Below are 20,468 nucleotides of genomic sequence, written 5' to 3'. Positions count from 1 at the left end.
GTCTGGTGGCGTTCACGATGGCGACCGCCCGACCTGATGCAGCTATACACACTGGGGAAGCACGTTGTTTAAACCTCATCGCTTTGTTCCAAAGACAGTTGTAGCCGCGGCATTTGCCGCGCATGGGCTGGTGGCTCACGCGACGACACCTTTCGTGGTGCAGGACATTCGGATCGAGGGGTTGCAGCGCGTCGAACCCGGTACCGTGTTTTCGTATCTGCCGATCAAGCAGGGCGATACGTTCAGTGACGACAAGGCTTCCGAAGCCATCCGCGCGCTCTACGCAACGGGCTTCTTCAACGACGTGAAGATTGCCACCGAAGGCAACGTTGTCATCGTGCAGGTCATCGAACGTCCGGCCATCGGCACGATCGATTTCTCCGGCATTCACGAATTCGAAAAGGACAACCTGGCGAAGGCGCTGCGCGCGGTCGGGCTGTCGCAGGGCCGTTATTACGACAAGGCGCTCGTCGACAAGGCCGAGCAGGAACTGAAACGTCAGTACCTGACGCGCGGCTTCTACGCCGCCGAAGTCACCACGACGATCACGCCGATCGACCGCAACCGCGTTGCGGTGCTGTTCTCGGTGGTCGAAGGTCCGAGCGCGAAGATCCGCCAGATCAACTTCATCGGCAACAAGGCGTTCAGCACGGGCACGCTGCGCGATGAAATGCAGCTGTCCACGCCGAACTGGTTCTCCTGGTACACGAAGAACGATCTGTACGCGAAGGAAAAGCTCACTGGCGACCTCGAAAATGTCCGCTCGTACTACCTGAATCGCGGTTATCTCGAGTTCAGCATCGAGTCGACGCAGGTGTCGATCTCGCCGGACAAGAAGGACATGTACCTGACGGTCGCGTTGCACGAAGGCGAGCCGTACAAGATCTCGAGCATCAAGCTCGCGGGCAATCTGCTGGATCGCGAAGCTGAGCTCACCAAGCTCATCAAGATCAAGGCTGGCGACCGTTTCTCGGCTGAAAAGCTGCAGGCCACCACAAAGGCGATCGTCGACAAGCTCGGCGAGTACGGCTACGCGTTCGCGACCGTGAACGCGCTGCCGCAGATCGACCAGGAACATCACACGGTCGACCTCACGCTGCAGGTCGATCCGAGCCGCCGCGTGTATGTGCGCCGTATTAATGTGGTAGGCAACACGCGTACGCGGGATGAAGTCGTCCGTCGCGAAATGCGCCAGCTCGAAAGCTCGTGGTTCGATTCGAACCGCCTCGCGCTGTCGAAAGACCGGGTCAACCGTCTCGGCTACTTCACCGATGTGGACGTCACGACGACCCCGGTAGAAGGCACGCCTGACCAGGTGGACGTCGACGTCAAGGTGGCCGAAAAGCCGACCGGCGCGATCACGCTGGGCGCGGGTTTCTCGTCGACCGACAAGGTCGTGCTGTCGGCGGGTGTCTCACAGGACAACGTGTTCGGTTCCGGTACGAGTCTCTCGGTCAACGTGAATACGGCGAAATCGTACCGTACGTTGACGGTGACGCAGGTCGATCCGTACTTCACGGTCGACGGCATCAAGCGCATCACCGACGTCTACTACCGTACGTACGAGCCGCTGTATTATTCGACGGATTCGAGCTTCAAGATTGTCACGATGGGCGGCGACCTGAAGTTCGGTATCCCGTTCTCGGAAGTGGATACGGTCTACTTCGGCGCGGGCCTCGAACAGAATACGCTCGACGTCGATCAAAACACGCCGGCTTCGTACAAGCTGTACGTTCAGGAGTTCGGTCGCGTATCGAACAACGTGCCGCTTACTGTCGGCTGGTCGCGCGACGCGCGGGATAGCGCGCTCGTGCCGAGCCGTGGTTACTTCACGCAGGCGAATGCTGAATATGGCACGCCGATCGGCGGTACGACGTATTACAAGGCAGATCTCCAGGCGCAGTATTATTACTCGTTCTCGCGCGGCTTCGTGCTTGGCCTTAACTTCCAGGGCGGCTACGGTAACGGTCTTCAAGGCAAGCCGTACCCGATTTTCAAGAACTACTACGCCGGCGGTATCGGTTCGGTGCGTGGCTATGAGCCGAGCTCGCTGGGTCCGCGCGACGCCACAACGAACGACCCGATCGGCGGTTCGAAGATGATTGTCGGCAACATCGAGCTTACGTTCCCGTTGCCGGGCACCGGCTACGACCGTACGTTGCGCGTGTTCACGTTCCTCGATGCGGGTAACGTCTGGGCGGACGCGAGTACCGCCGCTACCTCGACCGGCGCGAACGGCCTGCGTTACGGCTACGGTGTCGGTCTCGCGTGGATTTCGCCGATCGGGCCGCTCAAGCTGAGCCTGGGTTTCCCGCTCGTGAAGCACACCGGCGACCAGTACCAGAAGTTCCAGTTCCAGATCGGGACGGCATTCTGATCGCACAGTCCGGGATCACTTACAGTATCGAGAGGATGACTTTGCTAACCGGTATGTTTTCGAAACGTGTGATGTGCGCGCTGGCGCTGGCAACGACGCTGGGCGTGAGCGCCGCGGCGCACGCGCAGGAAGCCAGGATCGCGGCGGTCAATTCCGACCGCATCCTGCGCGAGTCCACGGCTGCGAAGGCGGCGCAGACCAAGCTCGAGGCCGAGTTTGCGAAGCGGGACAAGGATCTGCAGGACATGGCGGCGCGTCTGAAGTCGATGTCCGATTCGCTCGACAAGAATGGTTCATCGCTGTCGCCGGCGGATCGCGCGCAGAAGCAGCGCGATCTGTCCCAGCTCGACACCGATTTCCAGCGCAAGCAGCGTGAATTCCGCGAAGACCTGAACCAGCGCCGTAACGAGGAACTGGCGGCGGTGCTGGATCGCGCGAACAAGGTGATCAAGCAGATCGCCGAGGCGCAGCATTACGACCTGATCGTGCAGGAAGCGGTGTATGTCAGCCCGCGTATCGATATCACCGATCAGGTGCTGAAGGCGCTCGCGGCGTCGAACAGCGCCAACTGAACAGCAGGAGCAGTGCACGCATGGCATTTACGCTCGAGGACATCGCCCGGCAGTTCGGCGGCACGGTAGTCGGCGACCCGGCGCATCGCGTCGGCAGTCTCGCGCCGCTCGATCAGGCTGGTCCGGAACAGCTGGCGTTCCTCGCGAACCCGAAGTATCTGTCGCAGGTCGAAACGACCCGCGCGGGCGCCGTACTGATCAACGCCGACGACCTCGCGAAGCTCGCTCCGGATTCGAACCGTAACTTCATCGTCACGCCCAACCCTTACGCTTACTTCGCGCGCATCGCCCAGGCGTTCATCGACCTCGCGGCGCCGAAGCGCGCGCCGGGCGTGCATGCCAGCGCCACGATCGATCCTTCGGCGAAGGTCGCGGCGAGCGCCGTCATCGGTCCGAATGTGACGGTGGAAGCGGGTGCCGTGATCGGCGAGAACGTGCAGCTCGATGCGAACGTGGTAATCGGCCGCGGCACGCAGATCGGCGACGGCACGCATCTTTACCCGAACGTGTCCGTCTACTATGGTTGCCGGATCGGTCCGCGCGTGATCATCCATGCCGGCGCCGTGATCGGTTCCGATGGTTTCGGTTTCGCCCCCGATTTCACTGGCGACGGCGACGAGCGCACAGGCAGCTGGGTCAAGATTCCGCAGGTCGGCGGCGTGTCGATCGGACCGGACGTCGAAATCGGCGCAAATACGACGATCGACCGCGGCGCAATGGCCGATACGATCATCGAAGAGTGCGTGAAGATCGACAATCTCGTCCAGATCGGCCATAACTGTAAGGTCGGCGCGTACACGGTCATCGCGGGCTGTGCGGGCATCGCCGGCAGCACGACCATCGGGCGCCATTGCATGATCGGTGGCGCCGTGGGCATTGCCGGTCACGTGACGCTCGCCGATTATGTGATCGTCACGGCGCAATCCGGCGTATCGAAATCGTTGTTGAAGCCCGGCATGTACACGAGCGCGTTTCCGGCGGTCGATCATGCCTCGTGGAACAAGAGCGCGGCACTGCTGCGCAATATCGACAAGTTGCGGGATCGTATCAAGGCGCTGGAAGCAGCTGCCGGTAACGCATCCGGCGACAAGGTTTGACGAGGCAACGGCCAAAGGGCCAGGCAGTACAAAGAACAGAAGCAGCATAAATAGTACGAGCACGGCGTAAGCGCCGTTGACGTGCCCCGGCGGTGGGAGACGCCGCCAGGTCACATAAAACGACGGCCGCACGCGTTATCAACCTGCCTGCGCAAGCACCCGCAGTCATCATCGCGCCACCTACGCGTGAGCAGAAACACCATGAGCACCGAAAAAATCAATCTCGACATCCACAAGATTCTCACGCTGCTGCCGCATCGCTATCCGATCCTGCTCGTCGATCGGGTGCTCGAACTCGAGCCGCACAAGCGCATCAAGGCGTTGAAGAACGTGTCGATCAACGAGCCGTATTTCATGGGCCACTTTCCGAAGCGCCCGGTCATGCCCGGCGTGCTGATCCTGGAAGCGCTCGCCCAGACGGCCGCGCTCCTGACGTTCGCGGAAGAGCCGCACGATCCGGACAACACGCTGTATCTCTTCGTCGGTATTGATAACGCCCGCTTCAAGCGCGTGGTCGAACCGGGCGACCAGCTGATCCTGAACGTCACGTTCGAGCGGCATATGCGCGGCATCTGGAAGTTCAAGGCGCGCGCCGAGGTGGATGGTCAGGTCGCGGCGGAAGCCGATCTGATGTGCGCAGTCCGCACGACGGACGATGGCCAGTAATACGCCGCGCAGCATCCGGACAACGCAACGAATCACAAGCGAGGGCGCATGAGCAGGATTCATCCTACTGCGATCATCGAGCCGGGCGCACAGCTCGACGAGTCAGTCGAAATCGGACCGTATGCCATCGTCGGCGCACACGTCACGATCGGCGCACGGACCACGGTCGGTTCGCACAGCGTGATCGAAGGTCACACGACGATCGGCGAGGACAACCGCATCGGTCATTTTGCATCGGTCGGTGGTCGTCCGCAGGACATGAAGTACAAGGACGAGCCGACCCGGCTCGAGATCGGCAATCGCAACATGATCCGCGAGTTCACGACGATCCACACCGGCACGGTGCAGGACGCGGGCGTCACGTCGCTTGGCGACGACAACTGGATCATGGCGTACGTGCACATCGGCCACGATTGCCGCGTGGGCAGCAACGTCATTCTGTCGAGCAACGCGCAGATGGCCGGTCACGTGACGATCGGGGACCACGCGATCATCGGCGGCATGTCGGGCGTGCACCAGTTCGTGCGCATCGGCGCGCATTCGATGCTCGGCGGCGCGTCGGCTCTCGTGCAGGACGTTCCGCCGTTCGTGATCGCCGCCGGCAACAAGGCGGAGCCGCACGGCATCAATGTCGAAGGGCTGCGTCGCCGGGGCTTTTCGGTGGACGCGATCTCGGCGCTGCGCTCGGCCTATCGTGTGCTGTACAAGAACGGCCTGTCGCTGGAAGAAGCGAAGGTGCAGTTGCGCGAACTCGCGACCGCCGGCGGCGACGGCGATGCTCCGGTGCAGGCGCTGGTCGCCTTCGTCGAAGCGTCGCAGCGCGGCATCATCCGCTAGCCGATGGCGCTGCAACCCCGCCCGCTGCGGCTTGCAATGGTGGCCGGCGAGCCGTCGGGCGATCTGCTCGCGGCATCGCTGCTCGAGGGCCTGTCGAGCCGTCTGCCCGAATCCACGCAGTATTACGGCATCGGCGGCCCGCGCATGATCGCGACGGGTTTCGACGCGCACTGGCCGATGGAAAAGCTGACCGTGCGCGGTTACGTCGAAGCGCTCAGGCACATCCCCGAAATTCTCGGCATCCGCAATGAACTGAAGCGTCAGCTGCTGGCCGATCCGCCGGACGCGTTCATTGGCGTCGACGCTCCCGATTTCAATTTCGGACTCGAACATCCGCTGCGCGACGCGGGTATTCCGACGATTCACTTTGTGTGTCCGTCGATCTGGGCGTGGCGCGGCGGCCGCATCAAGAAGATCGCGAAAGCGGTCGATCACATGTTGTGCGTGTTCCCGTTCGAGACGGCGCTGCTTGAGAAGGCGGGCGTCGCCGCGTCCTACGTCGGTCATCCGCTGGCCGACGAAATTCCGCTCGTGCCCGATACGTTGGGGGCGCGCCGCACGCTCGGTCTGCCGGAAAGCGGCCCGGTGATCGCCGTGCTGCCAGGCAGCCGGCGCTCGGAAATCGCACTGATCGGGCCGACGTTCTTCGACGCGATGGCGTTGATGCAGCAGCGCGAACCCGGCGTGCGCTTCGTGATGCCGGCGGCCACGCCCGCGCTGCGCGAACTGCTGAAGCCGCTCGCCGAAGCGCATCCGGGTCTCGCCTTGACGATCACCGACGGCCAGTCGCAAACTGCGATGACCGCCGCCGACGCGATTCTCGTCAAGAGCGGCACCGTGACGCTGGAAGCCGCGCTGCTGAAAAAGCCGATGGTGATCTCGTACAAGGTGCCCTGGTTGACGGGCCAGATCATGCGGCGGCAGGGTTATCTGCCGTACATCGGCTTGCCGAACATTCTGGCGGGGCGTTTCGTGGTGCCGGAAATTCTCCAGCATTTCGCGACGCCTGAAGCGCTGGCCGACGCCACGCTGACGCAGCTGAACGACGCAGCCAATCGCCGTACGCTCACGGAAATTTTCACGGAAATGCATCACGTGCTGAAGCAGAATACGGCCCAGCGCGCCGCGGAAGTGGTAACGGGCATCATCGAAACCCGCAAGGGGCGGCGGTGAACGCCGCCCGCACGCCGCGCCGTAACGTTGCTGATGGCTCAGCGGCGATCCAGGCCGGTCTGAACTTCGATTCAGACGTCGAGATCGTGTGCGGTGTCGATGAAGCCGGGCGTGGCCCGCTGGCCGGTCCGGTTGTCGCGGCGGCGGTCATTTTCGATCCGGCGAAGCCCATGATTCGCGGTCTCGACGATTCAAAGGCGCTCACCGCGAAAAAGCGCGAGGAGCTGTACGACAAGATCGTCGACCGCGCGCTGGCGTTCTGCATCGCGTCGGCGTCGGTCGAGGAAATCGACACGCTCAACATCCTGCACGCCACGATGCTCGCGATGAAGCGCGCTGTCGAAGGGCTCGCCGTCACGCCTACGCTCGTGAAGATCGACGGCAATCGCTGTCCGGTGCTGAGCATTCGCAGCGAGGCGATTGTCGGCGGCGATGCGCTGGTGAAAAGCATCTCGGCTGCGTCGATTCTGGCAAAGGTCACGCGTGATCGCATGCTGCTCGAACTGCATCAGACGTATCCCGTCTACGGCTTCGATGCGCATTCGGGCTACGGCACGCCGCAGCATCTGGCGGCGCTGCTCGAACACGGGCCGTGCGAGCATCATCGGCGCTCGTTTGCGCCGGTGCGCGAGGCGCATGCGCGGCTGGGTATGCCGGTCACATTGCCGGGGAAGGTGCCGGTTGTCTTGCCAGCCCTGCGCGACGACGCATTCGAAGGCGCGCTGGATGACGGCGCCGGTAATGCATTCGGCGACGGTGCACCCGCATTCTGAAGCGCTCCAGCGCCGGACCGGCGTTCTGACCACCTGAACCTTCTTCGCCACCTGTGAAAGCCATCACGTCGCGGGACAACCCGCTCTACAAACGACTGAAAGCGCTGGCCGGCTCGACGCACCAGCAGCGGCGCAGCGCGCACGCGTTACTCGAAGGTTTCCACCTGGCGAGCGCGTATCTCGATGTTGCGGGTCAGCCGGAGACGTGCATCGTCACCGAAGGCGCGCTGCGTCACGAGGAAGCGCAGGCGATCGTCTCGCGGATCGACGGGCATCGCGTCATCACGCTGCCGGATGCGCTGTTCGGGCAACTGTCGAGCGTCGTGCACGGCGTGGGGATTCTGCTGCTGGTCGAAAAGCTCGATGCGCCGCTGCCGGACAAGGTCACGCAGACCTGCGTCGTACTCGATGGCGTGCAGGATGCGGGCAACGTCGGATCGATCCTGCGTAGTGCGGCGGCCGCGGGCGTGTCGCACGTGTTTTGCGCGCCGGGGACGGCTTACGCATGGTCGTCGAAAGTGCTGCGCTCGGGAATGGGCGCACATTTTCTGCTGGAGATTCACGAAGACGTCGAAGCAGAGGCGCTGATCGGTCGGCTCGACATACCAGTGACGATCACCGATTCGCATGGCGCGCGGGCGATTTACGATTGCGACCTGTCCGGCCCGCATGCATGGGTATTCGGCAACGAAGGCGCGGGTGTGTCGCAGGCGTGGCGTGATGCGGTCACGCATCGGGTGACGATTCCGCAACCAGGCGGCATGGAATCGCTGAATGTGGCGGCCGCAGCCGCCGTGTGTCTCTTCGAGCAGTGCCGCCAGCAGCGCGGCGCCTGATCTTCGGGTCGAAGCGCGCTACACGCTTCAGCGTCAATACGACGAACGGTCGAGCTTGATTTCCTGCAGGATCGTCGTTGCGATTTCTTCGATCGACTTGTGCGTCGACGACAGCCACTTGATTCCTTCACGCCGCATCATCGCTGACGCTTCATTGATCTCGTAGCGGCAATTCTCGAGCGCAGCGTATTTGCTGCCCGGCCGCCGCTCGTTACGGATCTCCGACAGTCGCTGCGGATCGATCGACAACCCGAACATTTTCTGACGATGCTCAAGCAACGGCGTCGGCAGCTTGCCGCGTTCGAAGTCCTCGGGAATCAGCGGATAGTTCGCCGCCTTCACGCCGTATTGCATCGCGAGATAGAGGCTCGTCGGCGTCTTGCCGCTGCGTGATACGCCGACCAGGATCACATCGGCGTCCGCGAGATTGCGGTTCGACTGGCCGTCATCGTGCGCGAGCGAGAAGTTGATCGCCTCGATCCGGTTCTTGTACTCCTCGGTGTCGGCGTTCTGGTGCCCCCGGCCCATCGCATGGCTCGACTTCAGTTCCAGTTCCTGTTCGAGCGGCTCGATGAAGGTCTGGAACATGTCGAGCACGAGCGCGTTACAGTCCTTCACGATGTTGTTCGAAGGGCTATCGACGAGCGTCGTGAACACGATCGGCCGCCGGCCTTCGTGCTGACCGGCTTCGTTGATCTTTTCGAGCGTGGCGTATGCCTTTTCCGTCGAATCGACAAAAGGCACGCGGACCAGACGGAATTTCTGGTCGAACTGGGAGAGGATCGAATGCGCGAAGGTTTCGGCAGTGATCCCGGTACCGTCGGAGACGATGAATACGGTGGGCGGCATCGGAGGAGCAGGGAACGTGAGCGGAAAAACACGCTCGAAAGAAACATCGCCGCATGTTTCACCGCGCGCGATTCAAGGCTCGCGGCGGCGTCGAAGCAGCGCGCCGTGTGGCCACAAAATGCGTTCCGCCGGACGGCGCAGACCTCGTAAAGGCCCGCCCGACAGACCGGGACGCGGTTCGAGGCGCAATTCTCTGCCGACTGTCACATTTCGGGAGTCGGCACGGTAGAATAGCGGCAACCTGTTGGATAAGCAATTGCAGGCAATCCGCGTTGATGCCGGGCTTTTCGTCCGTATTACACGTTGAATGCCGTCAAGTTCGGTGAATCTTCTGCTTCCTCGCGTTTCATCCGCGAGCGGCCCCGCAGATGAATGCGCTGTGCGATTGTTTCTCCAACAGGTTGTGCAAGACGCGTCACCGCTTCTTATGAGCGGCCGCGTCAGAGCCCACTTGCACAGCCGTGAATTTCTTTCACACTTAGGGGCTTGTATGACTAACGCAGTTAACGTCACAAAGGATCTGGCGTATGTAGTTCCGTTCGAGCAGTTGCGGATGACCGATGTGGAGATTGTGGGCGGTAAGAACGCCTCGCTCGGCGAGATGATCAGTCAGCTCGCTGAAGCAGGCGTGCGCGTGCCGACCGGTTTCGCCACGACGGCGCTCGCGTTCCGCGATTTCCTGCATCACAACAATCTCACCGAACGCATTGCGAAACGTCTGGAGACGCTCGACGTCGACGACGTGAAGGCACTTGCTGAAGCGGGCAAGGAGATCCGTCAATGGATCGTCGATGCGCCGATGCAGCCGCGTCTCGAACAGGAAATCCGCGCAGGCTTCGACACGCTCCAGAACAGCTCGCCTGAAGAGCTTTCGTTCGCCGTCCGCTCGTCGGCGACGGCAGAGGATCTGCCGGACGCATCGTTCGCCGGTCAGCAGGAAAGCTACCTCAACGTAGTCGGCATCGACGACGTGCTCGATCGCATGAAGCACGTGTTCGCGTCGCTGTATAACGACCGCGCTATTTCCTATCGTGTCCACAAGGGTTTCACGCACGCTGAAGTCGCGTTGTCGGCGGGTGTGCAGCGCATGGTGCGCTCGGACGTCGGCGCAGCGGGCGTGATGTTCACGCTCGATACCGAATCGGGCTTCAAGGATGCCGTGTTCATCACGTCGAGCTACGGCCTCGGTGAAACGGTCGTGCAGGGCGCCGTGAATCCGGACGAGTTCTACGTCTTCAAGACCACGCTCGCGCAAGGCAGGTACCCGATCATCCGTCGCTCGATCGGCTCGAAGCTGATCAAGATGGAATTCACGAAGGCTGGCGAACAGGGTCGCGTGAAGACCGTCGACGTGTCGCACGAGCAGCGCAACCGCTTCTCGATCACCGACGAAGACGTGATCGAACTCGCGAAGTACGCGGTCATCATCGAGAAGCACTACCAGCGTCCGATGGACATCGAGTGGGGCAAGGACGGTCGCGACGGCAAGATATTCATTCTGCAGGCGCGTCCGGAAACGGTGAAGAGCCAGGCAGCGGGCAAGGTCGAGCAGCGCTTCAAGCTGAAGGGCCAGTCGCAGGTCATCGCAACCGGCCGTGCGATCGGTCAGAAGATCGGCGCGGGTCCGGTGCGCGTGATTCACGATCCGTCGGAAATGGAACGGGTGCAGCCGGGCGATGTGCTCGTCGCCGACATGACCGACCCGAACTGGGAACCGGTGATGAAGCGTGCATCGGCAATCGTCACGAACCGTGGCGGCCGTACGTGCCACGCGGCGATCATCGCGCGTGAACTCGGCGTGCCGGCAGTCGTGGGCTGCGGCGACGCAACCGACGTCCTGAAGGAAGGCGCGCTCGTCACGGTATCGTGCGCGGAAGGCGACGAAGGCAAGATTTACGACGGTTTGCTCGAAACCGAAGTGACCGAAATCCAGCGCGGCGAACTGCCCGAGATTCCGGTCAAGATCATGATGAACGTCGGTAACCCGCAACTCGCGTTCGACTTCTCGCAGTTGCCGAACGCAGGCGTGGGTCTCGCTCGCCTCGAGTTCATCATCAACAACAACATCGGCGTGCATCCGAAGGCGATCCTCGAGTATCCGAACATCGATCAGGATCTGAAGAAGGCCGTGGAAAGCGTCGCACGCGGCCATGCTTCGCCGCGCGCGTTCTACGTCGACAAGCTGACCGAAGGCATCGCGACGATCGCAGCTGCGTTCTATCCGAAGCCCGTGATCGTGCGTCTGTCGGACTTCAAGTCGAATGAGTACAAGAAGCTGATCGGCGGTTCGCGTTACGAGCCGGACGAAGAAAACCCGATGCTGGGTTTCCGTGGCGCGTCGCGTTACATCGCGGATGATTTCGCCGAAGCGTTCCAGATGGAATGCATCGCGCTGAAGAAGGTGCGCGAAGAAATGGGCCTCGACAACGTCGAGATCATGGTGCCGTTCGTGCGGACGCTGAAGCAGGCGGAACGTGTGGTCGGGCTGCTGTCGAAGTTCGGCCTGAAGCGCGGCGAAAAGGGCCTGCGTCTGATCATGATGTGTGAAGTGCCGTCGAACGCGATCCTCGCTGAAGAATTCCTGCAATTCTTCGACGGTTTCTCGATCGGTTCGAACGACTTGACGCAGCTGACGCTCGGCCTCGACCGCGACTCCGGCATGGAACTGCTGGCCGTCGATTTCGACGAACGCGACCCGGCGGTCAAGTTCATGCTGAAGCGTGCGATCGAAACGTGTCTGCGTCTGAACAAGTACGTCGGCATCTGCGGTCAGGGCCCGTCGGATCACCCGGACTTCGCGCAATGGCTGACGGACGAAGGCATTGCGTCGATTTCGCTGAACCCGGATACCGTCATCGAGACGTGGCAGGCGCTGGCGAAATCGTCGGCGAAGTAAACAAGCGTCAAGGCGCGGAATAACGCATCAGGTTCGTGCTATAAACACCCCGGTATATCCGGGGTGTTTTGCTTTCTGGAGGTCGACGTGGCAACAGGTGGGCTGTTCTGGTGGGTGGGTGCGGGGGTGCTCGTCGTGCTGGAGTTGTTCAGTGGCACCTTCTACATGCTGATGGTCGCGCTGGGGTTTGTCGCGGCGGGTCTGGCGCGCTGGGCCGGCGCGAATATCGATCTGCAACTCGCGCTGGCGGCGGCGGTTGCACTCGCGGCAGTGATCCTGCTGCGCCGCTCGCGCTTCGGCCGGCGGGTGCGCAAGGACGCATTGCGCAATCCCGACGTCAACCTGGACATCGGCGCCACGCTCAGTGTGTCGGACTGGCACGACCGGCGTGCGCGGATCAGCTACCGCGGCGCGGACTGGGACGTCGAACTGGCGCCCGGCGAACCCGAAGACGCGCGGCTCTACGAGGTCACCGCGTTACGCGGAAGCTGTCTGATCGTGGCAGCAAGGAAGCAGGCTGTGGGGGCCTGAAAGCGCGGACAGCGCATCGAATAACCATAAGGAGTGAGCAGATGGATTTGACTATTGTCGGGGCAATCGTGCTGGTGATCGTCATCGTGATCGCCGCACAAACCATCAAGATCGTGCCGCAGCAGCACGCCTGGGTGCTCGAACGGCTCGGCCGCTATCACGCGACGCTCACGCCCGGCATGAGCATCGTCGTGCCGTTCATCGACCGCATCGCGTACAAGCACATCCTCAAGGAAATTCCGCTCGAAGTGCCGAGCCAGGTCTGTATCACGCGCGACAACACCCAGTTGCAGGTCGACGGCGTGCTGTATTTCCAGGTGACCGATCCGATGAAGGCGTCGTACGGATCGAGCAACTTCGTATTCGCGATCACACAGCTGTCGCAGACCACGCTGCGTTCGGTGATCGGCAAGCTGGAACTCGACAAGACGTTCGAAGAGCGCGATTTCATCAACCACAGTATCGTATCGTCGCTCGATCAGGCCGCGGCGAACTGGGGCGTGAAGGTGCTGCGTTACGAGATCAAGGACCTGACGCCGCCCAAGGAGATTCTCCACGCAATGCAGGCGCAGATCACCGCCGAGCGCGAAAAGCGCGCGTTGATCGCGGCATCGGAAGGGCGCAAGCAGGAGCAGATCAATATCGCGTCGGGCGGTCGTGAAGCGGCGATCCAGCGCTCGGAGGGCGAGCGGCAGGCGGCGATCAACCAGGCGCAGGGTCAGGCCGCGGCGATTCTGGCGGTGGCCGAAGCGAACGCGCAGGCCATTCAGAAGATCGCGGCGGCGATCCAGTCGAATGGCGGCATGGAAGCGGTGAACCTGAAAGTGGCCGAACAGTATGTGAACGCGTTCGGCAATCTGGCCAAGCAGGGCAACACGCTGATCGTGCCGGGTAACCTGGCGGACATGAGCACGATGATCGCCTCGGCGCTGACGATCGTGAACCGCGGGAAGGCGGCGGCAGGCGAAACCCGTTGACCGAAGGCGCACCGAAATAAAAAACCCGCAGACTCCTGCGGGTTTTTTCATCGGAAGGCAGACGCCATCAGGTCGGCGTGCGCATCAAACGTGCCTTTTCGCGTTCCCAGTCGCGCTTCTTCTCGACGTCGCGCTTGTCGTGCATCTTCTTGCCCTTCGCGAGGCCAATCTCGCACTTCACGCGGCCGCCCTTGTAATGGAAGTTCAGCGGCACGAGCGTATAGCCACGCTGCTCGACCTTGCCGATCAGTTTGCTGATCTCTTCGCTGTGCAGCAGCAGCTTGCGTGTGCGGACCGGATCCGGGTGGATATGGGTCGAAGCTTCCGGCAGCGGGCTGATGTGCGCACCGATCAGAAAGAGTTCGCCGTTACGGATCACGACGTAACCTTCCTTGATCTGGCCGCGCCCCGCGCGCAGCGACTTGACCTCCCATCCTTCGAGCACGAGCCCCGCTTCGTAGCGCTCTTCGATGAAATAGTCGAAGAAGGCTTTTCTGTTGTCGATGATGCTCATGAATGGAAAGTGCCCAACTCGTTTAAAATCACGATTTTAGCAAAGCGGGGCAAGGAAAGCCCGCAGCGCTTTTCCACCGTTGCCACTTGTCGCGCAATTTATGGCAGATGTCCAGAAAACCGTGTTGATCCGCCATTCGGCGGAACAGATGTTTGACCTCGTCACCGACGTGGCCGATTACCCCAATTTCCTCCCGTGGTGCGGCGGTGTCGAAATCCGACGTCAGGACGAGAACGGGATGGAGGCGAAAATCGACATCAATTTCAAGGGCATCAAGCAGCATTTCGCCACCCACAATACCCAGCAACGCCCCACGCGGATTGATATGGAGTTCGCGGACGGCCCGTTCAGGAAGTTCACCGGCTTCTGGCGGTTCACGCCGCTGCGCGTGGACGCCTGCAAGATCGAATTCGCGCTGCACTACGAATTCTCGAGCATTATCATCGAGAAAATCATCGGACCGGTGTTCAGTCATATCGCGAACACGTTCGTCGAGTCGTTCGTGAAGCGCGCTGACCAGCGCTACGGTAAGGCATGAGCGCGATGCTGTCGATCGAAGTCTGCTACGCGCTGCCCGATACGCAGACGCTGATTGCCGTCGAATTGCCGGAAGGCGCGACGCTGCAGCAGGCCATTGACGCGAGCGGCATCCTCCAGCGGCATCCGGAGATCGATCTTGCAGCGCTGAAGACTGGCGTGTTCGGCAAGGTGAAGCCGCTCGACACCGTCCTGGCCCAACACGACCGCGTGGAGATCTACCGGCCGTTGATCGTCGATCCTAAGGAAGCGCGTCAGCGGCGCGTGCAGAAAACCCGCAAGGCGGGCTCGATCGAAGGGCGCAGGTGGCAGAACAAGGACTCGCGGTAGGTCAGTTTTTTTCCCCTTCTTCGGTTGTCCGTATTGTGATCCTGCGTCGTCGCCGCGCTCAACGTGGCTTCGTGTGCTGTGCGCTCAGTGCGCCGAGACCTGCGCCTTTTCTTCGATCGGCGTCTCGTCTGGGTCATCACTGGCGTGCTGACGCACCGACCAGCTGACGCCGGCCACGAGTAGTGCAATGGCGGCCATCTCGAGCGGACGGGGCATCCGGTGGTCGTAGATGAAACCATAGAGCAGCGCGAACAGCGTCTCGAACACGATCATCTGACCGGACAACGTGAGCGGCAGCCGCTTCGACGCTGCGTTCCACAGCCCGTTGCCCAGCCACGACGCGCCGATCGCCAGCACGAGGTTGACTGTCCAGAACAGATGCCAGCGGGCATCTGCAACGGGTGCCGGCGCTACGCCCGCGGGCAGCACGGCAATCACGCCCCACATGATCGCGGCGAGCGCGCCCGTGACCACGCCCCACAGCACCGACCACTCGTTGCCGCTGAAATGCGGATTGCGTCGCAGATAGCGGGTGTTTTCGACGGCGAACCACGTCCAGCACGCGAGCGCGCCAGCCGCGCAGACGAGGCCGGCGACTTTGGTCGTCACGCTTGTGGCGCCGCCGCCATCGACGGTGAATACATCGATATTGATGCACGCGATGCCCGCGACGACCATCGCCAGCGGCAGTACCAGGCGCGTGAGCGGTACGGCGCCGTGATCGCGCCGGCCAAGCAGCGTGACCGTGACGGGCAGCACGCCGACGATTAGCGACGACGGCGCCACGCCGACCATGTGCACGGCGCTCGCCAGCAGCACGTAATAGAGGATATTGCCGGCGAGGGCAAGCGTGACGAGCGCGCGCAGGTCCTCGCGCGTCAGGCGGCGCAGCAGCGAGCGCGCCGAAGGCAGTGCCGCCAGCACGGACACGACGCCGTACATCACGTAGCGGCCCGCGCCAAGGAGAAGCGGGGAAAAATCCGCGAGAAGCCGTGGCGCGAGAAAAACCACGCCCCATAACGCTCCGGCCATCACGCCATATGCCACACCGCGCCGCATTACTACCTCGAACCAAAATGCTATAAAGGCGCGCAGGTTAACACGGCAAGGTGGGTCGGCGTCTTGTTCGATCCTGCACTCCGGCCGGGCGAATGCCGCGCGAAAGGCTCAAAGGCGCCTCGTACACGCCGGGCAGGGCACCGGATCCAGCCCGGTGTAGCCGAACGAGCAAACGAAACCGGATCGAACCTGAGCCGAACCGCGAACCGAAATTCAGAGGCCAGCAAAGCCAGAAAAATTCACCGAAAATTCGCTAAGCTGCTGTTCGCGCAGTGAAAACCAGGGAGGTATCGCGTATAATTCGCTTTTGCGCCCATAGGATTTGCCATGCGTCTGATCCAAAAAGCACTCACGTTCGATGACGTGCTCCTCGTCCCGGCTTTCTCTGACGTTCTGCCGCGCGACACCAGCCTCAAAACCCGGCTGACCCGCAATATCTCCGTGAATATGCCGCTCGTGTCCGCCGCCATGGACACGGTCACCGAAGCCCGTCTTGCCATTGCAATGGCGCAGATGGGTGGCGTCGGCATCATTCACAAGAATCTCACGCCGGCCGAACAGGCGCGCGAAGTCGCCAAGGTCAAGCGTTTCGAGTCGGGCGTCGTGCGCGATCCGATTACGGTTCCGCCGCAGATGAAAGTGCGCGATGTGATCGCGCTGTCGCAACAGCACGGCATTTCGGGCTTTCCCGTCGTCGAAGGCGCACAACTGATCGGCATCGTCACGAATCGCGACCTGCGTTTCGAAACCCGTCTCGACGAACCGGTCCGTACGATCATGACGCCGCGTGATCGCCTCGTCACCGTCAAGGAAGGCACGCCGCTCGCCGAAGCGAAGGCGCTGATGCACAGCCACCGCCTGGAGCGCGTGCTGGTCATCAACGATTCGTTCGAACTGCGCGGCCTGATGACCGTCAAGGACATCACGAAGCAGACCGAACACCCGGACGCGTGTAAGGACGAACACGGCAAGCTGCGCGCGGGCGCGGCCGTCGGCGTCGGCGCAGATAACGAAGAGCGCGTGCAGCTGCTGGTCGCGGCAGGCGTCGACGTCATCGTCGTCGATACGGCGCACGGTCACAGCAAGGGCGTGCTCGAGCGCGTGCGCTGGGTCAAGAAGAATTTCCCGCACGTTGAAGTGATCGGCGGCAATATCGCTACCGCCGAAGCCGCGAAGGCGCTCGTCGAATACGGCGCGGACGGCGTCAAGGTCGGCATCGGCCCGGGCTCGATCTGCACGACGCGGATCGTCGCCGGTGTGGGCGTGCCGCAGATCACGGCAGTCGCAAACGTCTCCGACGCACTGCGTGGCTCGGGCGTGCCGGTCATCTCGGACGGCGGCGTGCGCTTTTCGGGCGACGTCAGCAAGGCGCTCGCAGCGGGCGCGGATGCGGTCATGATGGGCAGCATGCTCGCCGGCACCGAAGAATCGCCGGGCGACGTGTTCCTGTATCAAGGCCGTCAGTACAAGTCGTACCGCGGCATGGGCTCGGTCGGCGCGATGAAGGACGGCGCTGCAGACCGTTACTTCCAGGACAACTCCGCGAACATCGACAAGCTCGTGCCGGAAGGCATCGAAGGGCGCGTCGCGTACAAGGGTTCGGTCAACGCAATCCTGTTCCAGCTGATCGGTGGCGTGCGCGCCAGCATGGGCTACTGCGGCTGCAAGACGATCGACGAACTGCATGAAAAGGCCGAGTTCGTCCAGATCACCGCAGCGGGCATGCGCGAGTCGCACGTGCATGATGTCCAGATCACGAAGGAAGCGCCCAACTACCACGTGGACTAAAGGACCAGACGCCGATGAAGCCATTGCTGCGCGCTGTACTCGTGATCGATGCGTTGTTGCTGCTGGCGTTTGGGCTGCTGTTTCTGCTCACGCCGTGGACGTCGCTGTACAACGCGCTGCAACTGGTGCAGGTCGATCCTGCACTCGTCGGGCAGGCTTTTGGCCTTGGGCTGCTCGGGCTGGCGTGGCTCGCGTTTCACGCCGCGGTCGATGGCGGCATGACGCGCACAGTCGCCCGGGTCATCGGGCACGTCAACTGGCTGACCGGTGTGCTGATGCTGGTCTGGCTGATCGGTCTGCATAAGCCTTCGCTGACTGCGTTCGGTCAGCTGGTGGCCGCAGCGGTCGCCGTGGTGCTGGTGGTCATCGGTCTTGGTGGCGTGCGTCTCGCGCGCGTGGTGCGTCGGCGGGAGCGGGCGCGCGTGGCCGAGGTCGTGGTCGCTGAACGTGAGCAGAAACTCGCGGATAAACTCGCCGACAAACGGGCCGGGAAGGGACGTGAAACGGATCGCGAGCTGAATCGCGGCGTAGAAGGTGAGCCACGCGTTTATCAGACCGAGCCGGTGATGCCGGCGGCGCGTCCGGTGAGTCCGGTCAGTTCTGCAACGGGCCTGCCGGTCGAGCCGGATTTCACGGCAGCGCATCAACCGGGCGTCGTGACCGCTGAAACGCGGACGGTCGAAACCCGCACGGTGACTGACCACGACGTATCTCGCGACGAAGCCCGCGATGCTGCGGCCGATGCGCCTGGCGCGCCGCGTCCGCCCTTCCATGGCTGATTCGCGGACGCTGCCGCCACCTGCACACGCTCCCGGATTGCGTCTGTCTGTCCCGCACGCCGTACCACCTGCCTTATCACGTCTTTTAGCCATGACCTGCGCCGGTTTATCGGGCCCAGGTCAACGGCTGGCAATGAATTCACAGCCGTACCGGATAACACCCCGGTGCGGCGTTCCGTATCCGTTCACTTTTGATTCAGTCCGCTGCCATGCATGACAAGATCCTGATCCTCGACTTCGGTTCGCAAGTCACCCAACTGATCGCACGACGCATCCGCGAGGCACACGTGCTATCGGAAATCCATCCGTACGACGTCAGCGACGAATTCATCCGCGAATTCGCGCCGAAGGGCGTGATCCTGTCGGGTGGCCCGAACTCGGTTGTCGATGAAGACACGCCGCGTGCGCCGCAGGCTGTGTTCGACCTCGGCGTGCCGGTGCTCGGCATCTGTTACGGCATGCAGACAATGGCCGAACAGCTCGGCGGCAAGGTCGACAGCGGCCATCTGCGCGAATTCGGTTATGCCGAGGTGCGCGCGCGCAGCCACACGACTCTCCTTGAGGGCATTGAGGATTTCCGCACGGCGGAAGGCCACGGCATGCTGAAGGTGTGGATGAGCCACGGCGACAAGGTGCTGGAAATGCCGCCGGGTTTCAAGCTGATGGCATCGACCGAATCGTGCCCGGTGGCCGCGATGGCCGACGAAGCGCGTCATTTCTACGGCCTGCAATGGCACCCGGAAGTCACGCATACGGTGCAGGGTCGGGCGATGCTCGAGCGCTTCGTGCTCGGCATCTGCGGCGCGAAGCCGGACTGGGAAATGGGCCATTACGTCGACGAAGCCGTCGAAAAGATTCGCGAGCTGGTCGGCAACGAACACGTGATTCTGGGCCTGTCAGGCGGCGTGGATTCGTCGGTGGCTGCGGCTCTGCTGCATCGCGCGATCGGCGACCAGCTGACCTGCGTGTTCGTTGATCACGGTCTCTTGCGTCTCAATGAAGCGGAGCAGGTGATGGCGACGTTCGCTGATCACCTCGGCGTGAAGGTGATTCACGTCGACGCGAGCGAGGCGTTCCTGTCGAAGCTCGCCGGTGTGACCGATCCGGAAGCGAAGCGCAAGATCATCGGCGCGGAATTCGTCGAGGTGTTCCAGGCGGAAGCCGGCAAGCTCACCGACGCGAAATGGCTCGCGCAGGGCACGATCTATCCCGACGTGATCGAGTCGGCAGGCAAGGGCAAGAAAGCCGCGCACACGATCAAGAGCCACCATAACGTGGGTGGCCTGCCGGAAACACTGAACCTGAAGCTGCTTGAGCCGCTGCGCGAACTTTTTAAGGACGAAGTGCGCGAACTCGGCGTGAAACTCGGCCTGCCGCCCTCGATGGTGTATCGCCATCCATTCCCGGGTCCGGGCCTGGGCGTGCGGATTCTCGGCGAAGTGCGTCGTGATTTTGCGGACCTGTTGCGTCGCGCGGATGCGATTTTCATTGAAACGCTGCGCACGTTCATCGACAAGGAAACCGGCAAGTCATGGTACGACCTGACGAGCCAGGCGTTCGCAGTGTTCCTGCCGGTGAAAAGCGTCGGTGTGATGGGCGACGGGCGGACTTACGAATACGTCGTCGCGCTGCGCGCGGTGCAGACGCTCGATTTCATGACGGCGCACTGGGCGCATCTGCCGCATGAACTTCTGGGGCATGTGTCGAACCGGATCATCAACGAAGTGCGCGGTATCAACCGCGTCGTCTACGATATTTCCGGCAAGCCGCCTGCGACGATCGAGTGGGAATGATTTAGACTGCTCCCAAGTCGTTCCGGGAGGTCCGGTTTTCCATGTTTTTCCGTTTAAAAACATGAGGTTATTGTCCGGTGTGGT

At 62.1% G+C, this 20,468-nt stretch carries 19 protein-coding genes; 16 read left to right on the top strand and 3 right to left on the bottom strand.

Annotation, left to right across the window (positions count from 1 at the left end; genetic code table 11):
- The first annotated feature begins 64 nt into the window (after positions 1-64).
- The 8 genes from bamA to P3T21_RS19370 all read left to right on the top strand — a co-directional run bounded on the left by bamA (position 65) and on the right by P3T21_RS19370 (position 8,331).
- On the top strand, positions 65-2,377 hold the full coding sequence (gene bamA / locus P3T21_RS19405) for an outer membrane protein assembly factor BamA (RefSeq protein ID WP_429257572.1): 2,313 nt from the start codon (positions 65-67) through the stop codon (positions 2,375-2,377).
- 41 nt (positions 2,378-2,418) lie between these two features.
- Entirely contained in the window at positions 2,419-2,949 is a 531-nt protein-coding gene (locus P3T21_RS19400; RefSeq protein ID WP_429257791.1) for an OmpH family outer membrane protein, read from the top strand.
- A gap of 20 nt (positions 2,950-2,969) precedes the next feature.
- Positions 2,970-4,046 carry a UDP-3-O-(3-hydroxymyristoyl)glucosamine N-acyltransferase gene (gene lpxD, locus P3T21_RS19395; RefSeq protein ID WP_429257571.1) on the top strand — a complete coding sequence of 359 codons (1,077 nt, stop codon included), beginning with the start codon at positions 2,970-2,972 and terminating at the stop codon, positions 4,044-4,046.
- 201 nt (positions 4,047-4,247) lie between these two features.
- Positions 4,248-4,712: a 3-hydroxyacyl-ACP dehydratase FabZ gene (fabZ, locus tag P3T21_RS19390; RefSeq protein WP_429257570.1), complete on the top strand. Its 465-nt coding sequence runs from the start codon at positions 4,248-4,250 to the stop codon at positions 4,710-4,712.
- A gap of 48 nt (positions 4,713-4,760) precedes the next feature.
- A complete protein-coding gene (gene lpxA, locus P3T21_RS19385) occupies positions 4,761-5,549 on the top strand; it encodes an acyl-ACP--UDP-N-acetylglucosamine O-acyltransferase (RefSeq protein WP_429257569.1) in 789 nt (262 codons plus the stop codon).
- 3 nt (positions 5,550-5,552) lie between these two features.
- The gene (lpxB, locus tag P3T21_RS19380) at positions 5,553-6,722 is read left to right on the top strand and encodes a lipid-A-disaccharide synthase (RefSeq protein ID WP_429257568.1); all 1,170 of its coding nucleotides are present in this window, start codon (positions 5,553-5,555) and stop codon (positions 6,720-6,722) included.
- Positions 6,719-7,495: a ribonuclease HII gene (gene rnhB, locus P3T21_RS19375; RefSeq protein WP_429257567.1), complete on the top strand. Its 777-nt coding sequence runs from the start codon at positions 6,719-6,721 to the stop codon at positions 7,493-7,495. Before lpxB ends, rnhB begins: the two co-directional genes overlap by 4 nt.
- A 53-nt stretch (positions 7,496-7,548) precedes the next feature.
- Entirely contained in the window at positions 7,549-8,331 is a 783-nt protein-coding gene (locus P3T21_RS19370; RefSeq protein WP_429257566.1) for a TrmH family RNA methyltransferase, read from the top strand.
- Positions 8,332-8,364: 33 nt separating this feature from the next.
- On the opposite strand, the gene ppsR is transcribed toward P3T21_RS19370, so the two are convergent.
- Entirely contained in the window at positions 8,365-9,180 is an 816-nt protein-coding gene (gene ppsR, locus P3T21_RS19365) for a posphoenolpyruvate synthetase regulatory kinase/phosphorylase PpsR (protein ID WP_429257565.1), read from the bottom strand.
- 490 nt (positions 9,181-9,670) lie between these two features.
- Here ppsR and ppsA point away from each other — a divergent pair, with 490 nt between their 5' ends.
- The 3 genes from ppsA to P3T21_RS19350 all read left to right on the top strand — a co-directional run bounded on the left by ppsA (position 9,671) and on the right by P3T21_RS19350 (position 13,584).
- A complete protein-coding gene (gene ppsA / locus P3T21_RS19360; RefSeq protein WP_429257564.1) occupies positions 9,671-12,076 on the top strand; it encodes a phosphoenolpyruvate synthase in 2,406 nt (801 codons plus the stop codon).
- Positions 12,077-12,163: 87 nt separating this feature from the next.
- Positions 12,164-12,607 carry an NfeD family protein gene (locus tag P3T21_RS19355; RefSeq protein ID WP_429257563.1) on the top strand — a complete coding sequence of 148 codons (444 nt, stop codon included), beginning with the start codon at positions 12,164-12,166 and terminating at the stop codon, positions 12,605-12,607.
- 41 nt (positions 12,608-12,648) lie between these two features.
- On the top strand, positions 12,649-13,584 hold the full coding sequence (locus P3T21_RS19350; RefSeq protein ID WP_429257562.1) for an SPFH domain-containing protein: 936 nt from the start codon (positions 12,649-12,651) through the stop codon (positions 13,582-13,584).
- A gap of 67 nt (positions 13,585-13,651) precedes the next feature.
- On the opposite strand, the gene smpB is transcribed toward P3T21_RS19350, so the two are convergent.
- Positions 13,652-14,098, bottom strand: a complete 447-nt coding sequence (smpB, locus tag P3T21_RS19345; RefSeq protein ID WP_429257561.1) for an SsrA-binding protein SmpB — start codon at positions 14,096-14,098, stop codon at positions 13,652-13,654.
- Between the two features lie 100 nt (positions 14,099-14,198).
- Here smpB and P3T21_RS19340 point away from each other — a divergent pair, with 100 nt between their 5' ends.
- Positions 14,199-14,636 carry a type II toxin-antitoxin system RatA family toxin gene (locus P3T21_RS19340; protein WP_429257560.1) on the top strand — a complete coding sequence of 146 codons (438 nt, stop codon included), beginning with the start codon at positions 14,199-14,201 and terminating at the stop codon, positions 14,634-14,636.
- Positions 14,637-14,641: 5 nt separating this feature from the next.
- Positions 14,642-14,965, top strand: a complete 324-nt coding sequence (locus tag P3T21_RS19335; RefSeq protein WP_429257790.1) for an RnfH family protein — start codon at positions 14,642-14,644, stop codon at positions 14,963-14,965.
- An 84-nt stretch (positions 14,966-15,049) separates the two neighbouring features.
- On the opposite strand, the gene P3T21_RS19330 is transcribed toward P3T21_RS19335, so the two are convergent.
- On the bottom strand, positions 15,050-16,024 hold the full coding sequence (locus tag P3T21_RS19330; protein WP_429257559.1) for a DMT family transporter: 975 nt from the start codon (positions 16,022-16,024) through the stop codon (positions 15,050-15,052).
- 327 nt (positions 16,025-16,351) lie between these two features.
- Here P3T21_RS19330 and guaB point away from each other — a divergent pair, with 327 nt between their 5' ends.
- The 3 genes from guaB (at position 16,352) to guaA (ending at position 20,384) form a co-directional block, all read left to right on the top strand.
- Positions 16,352-17,812 (top strand): IMP dehydrogenase, encoded by a 1,461-nt coding sequence (gene guaB / locus P3T21_RS19325; protein ID WP_429257558.1) that lies wholly within the window; start codon positions 16,352-16,354, stop codon positions 17,810-17,812.
- A 14-nt stretch (positions 17,813-17,826) separates the two neighbouring features.
- Positions 17,827-18,591 carry a hypothetical protein gene (locus P3T21_RS19320; protein ID WP_429257557.1) on the top strand — a complete coding sequence of 255 codons (765 nt, stop codon included), beginning with the start codon at positions 17,827-17,829 and terminating at the stop codon, positions 18,589-18,591.
- A 209-nt stretch (positions 18,592-18,800) separates the two neighbouring features.
- Entirely contained in the window at positions 18,801-20,384 is a 1,584-nt protein-coding gene (gene guaA / locus P3T21_RS19315; RefSeq protein ID WP_429257556.1) for a glutamine-hydrolyzing GMP synthase, read from the top strand.
- Positions 20,385-20,468 lie beyond the last annotated feature (84 nt).

It is taken from the genome of Paraburkholderia sp. GAS334 (assembly GCF_050436625.1).
Lineage (GTDB): Bacteria > Pseudomonadota > Gammaproteobacteria > Burkholderiales > Burkholderiaceae > Paraburkholderia.
Note: the sequence above shows the minus strand (reverse complement) of the source record. Positions and strands in the feature narration are given on the sequence as shown.

Bases quoted from the DNA above. Each gene is read 5' to 3' on its own strand.
- lpxD (WP_429257571.1), top strand. From the start codon at position 2,970: ATGGCATTTACGCTCGAGGACATCGCCCGGCAGTTCGGCGGCACGGTA.
- fabZ (WP_429257570.1), top strand. From the start codon at position 4,248: ATGAGCACCGAAAAAATCAATCTCGACATCCACAAGATTCTCACGCTG.
- lpxA (WP_429257569.1), top strand. From the start codon at position 4,761: ATGAGCAGGATTCATCCTACTGCGATCATCGAGCCGGGCGCACAGCTC.
- lpxB (WP_429257568.1), top strand. From the start codon at position 5,553: ATGGCGCTGCAACCCCGCCCGCTGCGGCTTGCAATGGTGGCCGGCGAG.
- ppsR (WP_429257565.1), bottom strand. From the start codon at position 9,180: ATGCCGCCCACCGTATTCATCGTCTCCGACGGTACCGGGATCACTGCC.
- ppsA (WP_429257564.1), top strand. From the start codon at position 9,671: ATGACTAACGCAGTTAACGTCACAAAGGATCTGGCGTATGTAGTTCCG.
- P3T21_RS19350 (WP_429257562.1), top strand. From the start codon at position 12,649: ATGGATTTGACTATTGTCGGGGCAATCGTGCTGGTGATCGTCATCGTG.
- smpB (WP_429257561.1), bottom strand. From the start codon at position 14,098: ATGAGCATCATCGACAACAGAAAAGCCTTCTTCGACTATTTCATCGAA.
- P3T21_RS19340 (WP_429257560.1), top strand. From the start codon at position 14,199: ATGGCAGATGTCCAGAAAACCGTGTTGATCCGCCATTCGGCGGAACAG.
- P3T21_RS19335 (WP_429257790.1), top strand. From the start codon at position 14,642: ATGCTGTCGATCGAAGTCTGCTACGCGCTGCCCGATACGCAGACGCTG.
- P3T21_RS19330 (WP_429257559.1), bottom strand. From the start codon at position 16,024: ATGCGGCGCGGTGTGGCATATGGCGTGATGGCCGGAGCGTTATGGGGC.
- guaB (WP_429257558.1), top strand. From the start codon at position 16,352: ATGCGTCTGATCCAAAAAGCACTCACGTTCGATGACGTGCTCCTCGTC.
- P3T21_RS19320 (WP_429257557.1), top strand. From the start codon at position 17,827: ATGAAGCCATTGCTGCGCGCTGTACTCGTGATCGATGCGTTGTTGCTG.
- guaA (WP_429257556.1), top strand. From the start codon at position 18,801: ATGCATGACAAGATCCTGATCCTCGACTTCGGTTCGCAAGTCACCCAA.